Source organism: Sutterella parvirubra YIT 11816 (assembly GCF_000250875.1).
GTDB classification, from domain to species: Bacteria; Pseudomonadota; Gammaproteobacteria; order Burkholderiales; family Burkholderiaceae_F; genus Sutterella; species Sutterella parvirubra.
Window position 1 is genome coordinate 1,562 of sequence record NZ_JH605019.1, and the last position, 7,443, is coordinate 9,004.

Below are 7,443 nucleotides of genomic sequence, written 5' to 3' on the forward strand. Positions count from 1 at the left end.
CGGGTGGGAAGGGCGGAGGAGCTTTTGGTGGTCATGTGGTCGGGTCGGTGGTCGGGTCGGTCGGGATGGTCGGGCAGGGCAGGGGTGTGCGCATTTCGTCGGGCGCAGACCCCCAACCGCTTGGACGATTATCGCCCGGGCCTCAGGTTCCGGCGACCCGGAAACAAACGGTTTGCGCAGCCCCATCCCGCGCCCCGCCGGAAAGAAAAAAGAACCCGACCGGCACACTTCCCGGTCGGGCTCTCAGCCCGCGTGATCGGGCGGCTCATGTCTCACCGCCAGCCTCACGCGTCGAGGAGGAGATCCGCCGCCGGAGAAGCTTGCCTTTCGGCTCGGGTCGCCCGGCGGCGGGGTTTCCGTTGATCCGGCGATCAACTCACCCGATTACGGCACCTTCCATTCCAGGTTGTGGCACGAGCCGCAGAGGTTCTGACTCTGCTGATGCCCCTTGTGGCATTCCTGGCAGTCGGTGTTGATCAGGTGGTTGTAGTGCGGATTCGGGACCATGTCCTTCGTGCGTTCGGCCACCTTGTCGAGGCCGCCGTGGCAGCCGTCGCAGGCTTTGGACGACACGACGGCGCCAGGCGCCGGCGTCGCCGTCTGGTGGCAGGTCTTGCATTCGACGCCGCGCGCACCGTGACGGTCCGCGAGGAAGTCCGCGGCACCCGCCGAACCCGAGAGCGCCAGCACGCCCGCCGCGAGAAGGGCGGAGAGGAGTTGTTTCGTATTGAGCATGATCAGTCCTCCCTTACTTCGCAGCCTTCGAAGCCTTGGCACGAGCCGCCGCATGGCGCGCCGCCACGCGGCCGAACACCATGCCGCCGCCCAACTGGTTGCCGCCGATGTCGTCCTGGTACCAGAGCCCGCCCGCCGCGGCGCCCGCGGCGTAGAGCCCGGGAATGGGCTTCATCTCGAAGTTGACGACGCGCGCGTCCTTGTCGATCTTGGGGCCGCCCATCGTGCTCGCCATGCCGCCCGCGGCCGGAACCATGTAGTAGGGACCGGTCTCAAGCGCATGCGGGGTTTCGTATTCGTAGGGCGGATCGAGTTCCTTCGCTTTCCCCGCCTTCACCGCCGCGTTGAATTCCTTGACGGTTTCAGCGAGAGCAACCGGGTCGACGCCCGCGGCCTTCGCGACCTCTTCGATCGTGTCGCCCTTCGGGACCTTGTAGCCCAAGCGGCCGAAGCGCTCGATCGTGTTCGAGAGGATGTTGTCGTTCGCGTCCGCGTCCTGACCGATCAGCATGAAGCTGCGGTTGTCGGGGGTGCGTTCCGCAATGGCCTTGGCCTTCGGGACCTGGAGCCAGGTTTCCGGCACGAAGCGCTTGCCGTTCGTGCCTACCTGGATGCCGTAGCCGGCGTGCATCAGGGGCGACGGGTTCGCGTGGCCGGTCGGGGTGATCGGGCCCGCGTAGAACTGGTCCATGTTGACGAGCTTCGCGTGGACTTCACTCGCCAAGAGCAGGTTCTCACCCGTGATCCAGGGCGAGCCGCGCACGATCAGCTTCGCGGCCCACGCACCGATGTACTGCGCGACCATCGCTTCGTTCGCGCCGTAGCCGCCGGTGGTCAGAATCACGCCGCCCTTGGCGCGGTAGTGCTTCGGGCCTTCGGGCGTGAGGCATTCGACGCCTTCCACTTCCCACTTGTCGTTCTTGATCAAGTGAACGGCCTTGGTGTTGTAGTGGATCTTGACGCCCGCCTTGTCCAAAGCGGCCATCAGGCAGCGAAGGAGCTTCGAGCCGCCCGAAATGCCTTCACCCGGACTGATCACGCAGCGGGAGAGTTCGGGCGCGGGGAGGTTCTCCCAGAGGAAGAAGGGCGTGCCGTGGTCGGCCAACCAGTCGATGCCGTCCCCGGCTTCGTCCGCGTAGACCTTCACGAGTTCGGGGTCGGAGTGGTAGCCCGAGAGCTTCATCATGTCGTTGAAGAACGCTTCCTTGGAATCCTCCGGATGGTTCTTCTGGAAGCGGGAGCCGACGGCGGCGATCCAACCGGACGAATAGACGGTCGTGCCGTCCGGGCGCCCCATCTTTTCGAGGAGCACGGTCTTCGCGCCTTTTTCAGCGGCTTCGAGCGCGGCGCACATGCCGGCGAAGCCCGCGCCCACAACGACCACGTCATAGGTTTCGGGCTTGGGCTTGCCCTTCGGTTCGGGTTTCGCATGGGCGGCGCCCGCGATCAGCGCGCCGGACCCGATGATCGTGCCTTTGAGCAAATCACGACGATTTTGGTTCATCTTTTAGATCCTCCGTTTTGGGGACGATTCCGCGGCCGCCCGCCTTGGTCGAGGCGTGAGAAAGGGCGGCCGTTCGGGGAAATGCGTCCTTCGGCAAGGTGCGGTCTTCAAGCGATCCGAAGCTTTGATGCCCGGGTCGCGGGTCTTGACGGTCTTACGCCTGTCTTAAGAACCATCTTCGCGCCGTCCGCGTCAAAAGGCAATAAGAATTGAGGACAGGTGATGTCGAATCGGGGACATGGAGAGGTGGGAGTTTCCCCATAAGCAGTTGGGGTGAATCGGTTGGGGAGATCCGGGCCCGCAGGTGTACGGGCAGAGGTGTCGAACCGGCTCCGTCAAAAGGCGTAGAACGTGAAAAACCTCTCAACGAAGCGCACCTTGAGGCGTAAACTTCGCCGAAGCACACGTCCGTGCCGGCGCTCCCGCCGGTGCGGAAGAAGCCCGCGAGGCAGCGCCTCTGCGCCCCGCGGCCTTCGAATCGAACACGGAAGAGAAAAGCAAATGACTCGACACGCCTTCTTCATCGACGCCGGCTGCGCGCTGGGGCACAGCGGCGGCACGTTGAACCACGCCTTCGTTGAGAAGGGTCGCAAGACCCTCGAAGCCCTCGGTTGGACGACCGACGCCACCCAGATCGAAAACGGCTGGGACGTCGAAGCCGAAGTCGAAAAGATCCTCAAGGCCGACCTCGTGGTGATCCAGACGCCGGGGTGGTGGATGTCGACGCCGTGGCAATTGAAGAAGTACGAGGACGAGGTGTTCGTCTCGCCCCGGCTCTGCGGCGGCGACGGGCGCTCGCGCAGCGACGCCTCGAAGAAGTACGGCTCGGGCGGGTTCCTGACCGACAAGCACTACATGCTCTCCTCCACCTGGAACGCGCCCTTGGAAGCCTTCACCGAGCCCGATCAGTTCTTCGGCGGCGTCGGGATCGACGGCGTCTTCCTGCCGCTTCACCGCACGATGGCGTTCCTGGGTCTGAAGCCCACGCAGTCCTTCATGGCGAACGACGTCCACAAGAACCCCACCATCGAAGCCGACATGACGCGTTTCGTCGCGCACATCCGGAACGTGGCGGCGGCGATCGGGTGAGGTCCCGGTCGGTGAGCTGAAGGGGAGACCGCGAGGTTCTTCCTCTTCGGCCCGCACGAAAACCAGAACCCCCGGCATGGGCGCGGTCCGGTCGGGGGTTCGGTTTGTCGAGATGAAGAAAATCCCCGGCACTCACATGGAGCACCGGGGAAATGCTTTCAGCTCATGCGGCCGGAGCCGCGGAGAGGCTGATTAGAAGCGGTGGACGAGACCGGCCACGAAGTCGTAGGCCTTGCCTTCGTACTTGGTGGACGTCGAGTCGGTTTCAGTGAACTCAACCTCGCGCTGGACGTAGCCCATGCCCGTGTAGAGCGTGGTGCGCTTCGAGAGGGCGTATTCGTAGCCGACGGAAGCCGTGTAGGCCTTGAGGTCGGGCTTGGCTTCGAAGGAGGGGACCTCCGCATAGGTGGAGTTCACGTTAGCTTCACCATCCATGTAGCCGATGCCGGCCTTCCAGGTGCCGCCCAAGGCGTCGAACTGCGTCGAGAGATGCACGCCGAAGCCGTCGAAGCTGAAGACACGCTGGACGGCGTCGTAATCATCGTCGGTAAACCCACTGATCTTAACAAGGTCCATGGTCGTGCCGAGAATCCCAGCAGCATCCGAGGCATCCTTGAAGTACTGCACGGCGAGGAAGGTCTTCGCGAAGCCGCAGTCGTAGGAACCCGCGAGGTTGAACGTGTAGGCGTCTTCGATCGTGTAGTCGTTGCTGCCGAGGGTGGTCGTGCCGATCTTGAGTTCGGCATTGCTCTTGTTCGTCCAGTCGACCAAGGCGCCCACTTCGAAGGGGCCGCCCGCCCACTTCGCGCCCAAGGCGGCGTAGCGGTCGGTGTTCGTCTTGTTTTCGTCACCGCCGTCGTCACCGCCCATGGCGTACTGGGCGTAGACCGTCGTGCCGGCGAAGGTCGGCGAGACGTAGGCGATCACGTTGTCGAGACGGGACGTGTAGGCGGCCATCACCTTGGTGTGACCGGCGATGTTGTCGGACCAGCCGGAGCCGAAGGCCGAAGCCATCGCACCGTAGAAGCCGACCGAGCCCGTATCGGAGACGAGCGTGCCGAGGCGGCCCATGTAGACCGTACCGAAGTCGCCGGAGACGTTCACCGTCGCTTCACGGCCGAAGAGGCGGTCTTCACCAAGCTTGCCGGAGTCGGACGAGAAGCCGTTTTCGAGCTTGAAGCCGACCTTGAGGCCGTTGCCGAGGTCTTCAGAGCCGCGCAGACCGAAGCGGGTCGCGGAGTTGACGCCGGAATCCATCGTGAAACTGTCTTCCTTGATGGAATCGCTGTCCGTAGCTTCGTACTTGGTGTGGTTGTACACCATGCCGTAGTCGATGACGCCGTAGACGTTGACGTCGGCGGCGTAGGCCGAGATGGAAAGCGCGCCGATGGCGGCCGCAACGAGAGTCTTCTTGAACATGTCCTGAGTCTCCACTGTTTTTCTTCGGTTCGAGCGGTTTCCACCCGTTTGCGTACCATTAAAGCGGCGAACTAAGCTGATCGCCTTAGTGAAAACACCGTGAAAACCAAAAAATCAAGAAAAATCAGTGTGTTTGATGCAAAGCGGAACGACTCGTTCCGTTGTGGGTGAAGAACTTGAGTTCAAGAATCGCCTGAAACGGCCCCGGGAGGTGTGAAAATCCCGGCGCTCTTCGGGAGGCCGGGACTCTTTTCACCGGTACGGTATGGAGATGAACGGGCAGGCGCTCCAAACCGGGTTTCACCCTTTCGCCACCTCCGCAGCCTGCGCCCCCGCGGTCCGCCCCATGACGAGGCAGTTGGTGAGCTGGGCGCCGCCCAGACGCTCCCGCCCCCAGATCCCGCCCACGACTTCACCCGCGGCGTAGAGTCCCGGGACGGGCGTCCCGTCGGCGTCGACCACCCGGGCCAACGCGTCGGTCGCCACCCCGTCCAAAGACGTGTGCACGTAGATCCGCTCCTTCCCGTAATAAAACGGCGGCTCCGAGATCGTCTGCGCGAAGGCGCGCTTTCCCGTCTCGGGGTCGAAGCCCTCACGCACCGCGCGGTTGTAGGACTCCAAGGTCCGGCGGAGTTTCGCCAAAGGCACGTCCATCCCGCGGGCGAGCTCTTCGACGGTGGCGGCCTTCCGGACGATCCCGTTGATGAGCTTCAACCCAAGAGTCGCGCCCTTCATCGACTGCCGGTCGGTGACGACCCAGCATTCTCTTTCGGGGAGAGAGAGCATCTTGTCCGCCACCTCGTTCCAGGGGCGCGTTTCATCGACGAACCGCCGGCCCTGCAGCGTCAAGTAGATGTCCCCGCCCACGTAGTCCAAAAGTCGTCCGCCCCAGAAGGGAATCAGCTGCATGCCGAAGCCCGTCTTCAAGGCGCCGCCCACGGACTGCACGAGATCCAGCGCATCCCCGGTCGCGCCGTCCCAGTTTGTGCCGTAGGGGTTGGCGGTGGTGCGCAGGTCCGCGGTCAACTGCGGGTGAACGGCCATGCGCCGGCGCACGTCCGCGGTGAAGCCGCCGGTCGCGAGGATGACGGTCTTGGCTTCCATGAGGGAGAGCGGCCCGTCGGTGTTCTCGACCGCGACGCCCCAGCCGTTGCGGGTCTTGGAGAGCCCCGTCAGGCGGGCGTTCAACCGCACGGGAATCCCGAGGCTCCGGGCGTGGTTCGCAAGCGCCAGAACGTAGCTCCGCCCCGCGCTGTTTCCCGGCATCGTGAAGCACCGGCGGTGCACGCCCGAGTGCGCGACGTAGGGGGCGCCGAAGCGCACGTTCATGGATTCGAGCCACTCGAACGCGTCGTGCGAACCTCGGGCGATCTTCATGAGGATCGCTTCGTCCCCTGCGCCCCCGCCCACAACGAGGGCGTCCGCGGTGAAGAGCTCGGCCGAGTCTTCCAGCCCGTAGGGTTTCGTGCGCGGCGTCACCACAGCGATCGACCCGGAGGAATAGATGGAATGGCCGCCGATGAGCGGCCCCTTTTCAATGAGGAGGACCTTCTTCGCCCCGGCCTCCTTCGCGGCGCAGGCGGCGGAGAGCCCCGCGATCCCGGTGCCGACGACGAGGACGTCCAAAACGTCCGTTTCGCTCCAGGCCGCCGGGTCCGTGGCGCGGGCGACGCCGGGAAGGTTCCACGCAGCCCCCGCGGCCCCTGCCGCAAGAAGCCCCGAGAGGAAGTCCCGCCGGGAGGCCCCAAAACCGCGACCCGTGCTCATGCTTCCTCCGCGGCGGCCGTCGGGGCCGCCCCTTCAACAAGCCCCAGGCGCTCCAGCCACCGGTAGGCGTCGAGCGCGCTCGTGAGGCCGATCTTCGCGAAGGCGTTCGCGCGGTGCATCTTGACGGTCTCGGCGCCGATGCCGAGCGCCGACGCGACTTCCTTGTTGGACTTTCCTTCCGCCACGAGGACGAGCACTTCCCGCTCGCGGTTCGTGAGCGTCGCCCAGAGGTCGGCGAGTTCGCCCAGCGCCTTCTTTTCTTCATGGCGTTTGAGCGATACCGCGCAGGCCTTCTCCACCGCGGCGCGCAGCGCCATCGGGTCGCCGTGCTTCTCGATGAAGTCGAGCGCGCCCGCTTTGAGCGTGTGCACGGCCGTGGTCACGTCGCCGTGACCGGTGAGAAAGATGATGGGGAGATCGCACCCACGCTGGATCAACCGGCGTTGGAGTTCGATCCCGTCGATCCCGGGCATCCGGAGGTCCACGACGATGACGCCGGGGCGCTCCAACGACGCTTCTGCGAGGAAGACTTCCCCGCAGGCGTAGTCGTCGACCTCAAACCCAGCCATGCCGAGAAAGAGCCGCTGGCTCGCGCGGAAGTCGTCATCGTCGTCGACGAGGCGGACGAGAGGTTTCGTGGTCATCGGTGGTCCTTTCTACGGCTTCGGAGCATCGGGAGCGGCATGACGCGTGCGCTCAGCCGATTCTTCGGGTCGGTGAATTCTGGGGGCGGCATCGGCATCCCCCGAGTCTTCAGGGGCGGCTTCCTCCGCCGCGTACGCGCCGGGCACGACGCCCGGAGCAATGGTGGAAGTATGCGGGAGTGCGGCCTTTTCCGGCAATGCGGACGAATCACCGGCGTCGGGAAGGGCTTCGACCTCGAACCCCGCTTCGACGGCGGGGAGGTCCCCCAGGCGCGTCGCCCGGAA

The 7,443-nt window shown here is 64.7% G+C and carries 7 protein-coding genes; 1 reads left to right on the forward strand and 6 read right to left on the reverse strand.

The features are described 5' to 3' along the window. Window positions 1–384: 384 nt before the first annotated feature. Together HMPREF9440_RS09905 and HMPREF9440_RS09910 are read right to left on the reverse strand one after the other, a co-directional pair. On the reverse strand, window positions 385–735 hold the full coding sequence (locus HMPREF9440_RS09905; protein ID WP_008543863.1) for a cytochrome c3 family protein: 351 nt from the start codon (window positions 733–735) through the stop codon (window positions 385–387). Window positions 736–748: 13 nt separating this feature from the next. Beyond that, complete coding sequence (locus HMPREF9440_RS09910; protein WP_008543864.1) at window positions 749–2,239, reverse strand: FAD-dependent oxidoreductase; 1,491 nt, start codon at window positions 2,237–2,239, stop codon at window positions 749–751. Between the two features lie 501 nt (window positions 2,240–2,740). Between HMPREF9440_RS09910 and HMPREF9440_RS09915 the strand changes: the two genes are divergently transcribed. Beyond that, the gene (locus HMPREF9440_RS09915) at window positions 2,741–3,328 is read left to right on the forward strand and encodes an NAD(P)H-dependent oxidoreductase (RefSeq protein WP_008543867.1); all 588 of its coding nucleotides are present in this window, start codon (window positions 2,741–2,743) and stop codon (window positions 3,326–3,328) included. Window positions 3,329–3,520: 192 nt separating this feature from the next. Here the strand turns inward: HMPREF9440_RS09915 and HMPREF9440_RS09920 are convergent, their stop codons facing one another. The 4 genes from HMPREF9440_RS09920 to HMPREF9440_RS11745 all read right to left on the reverse strand — a co-directional run. Beyond that, the gene (locus HMPREF9440_RS09920; protein WP_040765630.1) at window positions 3,521–4,747 is read right to left on the reverse strand and encodes a porin; all 1,227 of its coding nucleotides are present in this window, start codon (window positions 4,745–4,747) and stop codon (window positions 3,521–3,523) included. A gap of 300 nt (window positions 4,748–5,047) precedes the next feature. Beyond that, window positions 5,048–6,514, reverse strand: a complete 1,467-nt coding sequence (locus tag HMPREF9440_RS09925; RefSeq protein ID WP_008543870.1) for an FAD-dependent oxidoreductase — start codon at window positions 6,512–6,514, stop codon at window positions 5,048–5,050. Further along, window positions 6,511–7,158 (reverse strand): response regulator transcription factor, encoded by a 648-nt coding sequence (locus HMPREF9440_RS09930; protein ID WP_008543871.1) that lies wholly within the window; start codon window positions 7,156–7,158, stop codon window positions 6,511–6,513. The genes HMPREF9440_RS09925 and HMPREF9440_RS09930 overlap by 4 nt, the downstream gene beginning before the upstream one ends. 12 nt (window positions 7,159–7,170) lie before the next feature. Then, window positions 7,171–7,443, reverse strand: a 273-nt coding sequence (locus HMPREF9440_RS11745; RefSeq protein ID WP_040765632.1) for a hypothetical protein, incomplete at its 5' end; no start/stop codon positions are given.

What these genes read in the sequence shown, in the direction of transcription:
- HMPREF9440_RS09930 (WP_008543871.1), bottom strand. Translation starts at nt 7,158, where the DNA reads ATGACCACGAAACCTCTCGTCCGCCTCGTCGACGACGATGACGACTTC.
- HMPREF9440_RS09905 (WP_008543863.1), bottom strand. Translation starts at nt 735, where the DNA reads ATGCTCAATACGAAACAACTCCTCTCCGCCCTTCTCGCGGCGGGCGTG.
- HMPREF9440_RS09920 (WP_040765630.1), bottom strand. Translation starts at nt 4,747, where the DNA reads ATGTTCAAGAAGACTCTCGTTGCGGCCGCCATCGGCGCGCTTTCCATC.
- HMPREF9440_RS09925 (WP_008543870.1), bottom strand. Translation starts at nt 6,514, where the DNA reads ATGAGCACGGGTCGCGGTTTTGGGGCCTCCCGGCGGGACTTCCTCTCG.
- HMPREF9440_RS09910 (WP_008543864.1), bottom strand. Translation starts at nt 2,239, where the DNA reads ATGAACCAAAATCGTCGTGATTTGCTCAAAGGCACGATCATCGGGTCC.
- HMPREF9440_RS09915 (WP_008543867.1), top strand. Translation starts at nt 2,741, where the DNA reads ATGACTCGACACGCCTTCTTCATCGACGCCGGCTGCGCGCTGGGGCAC.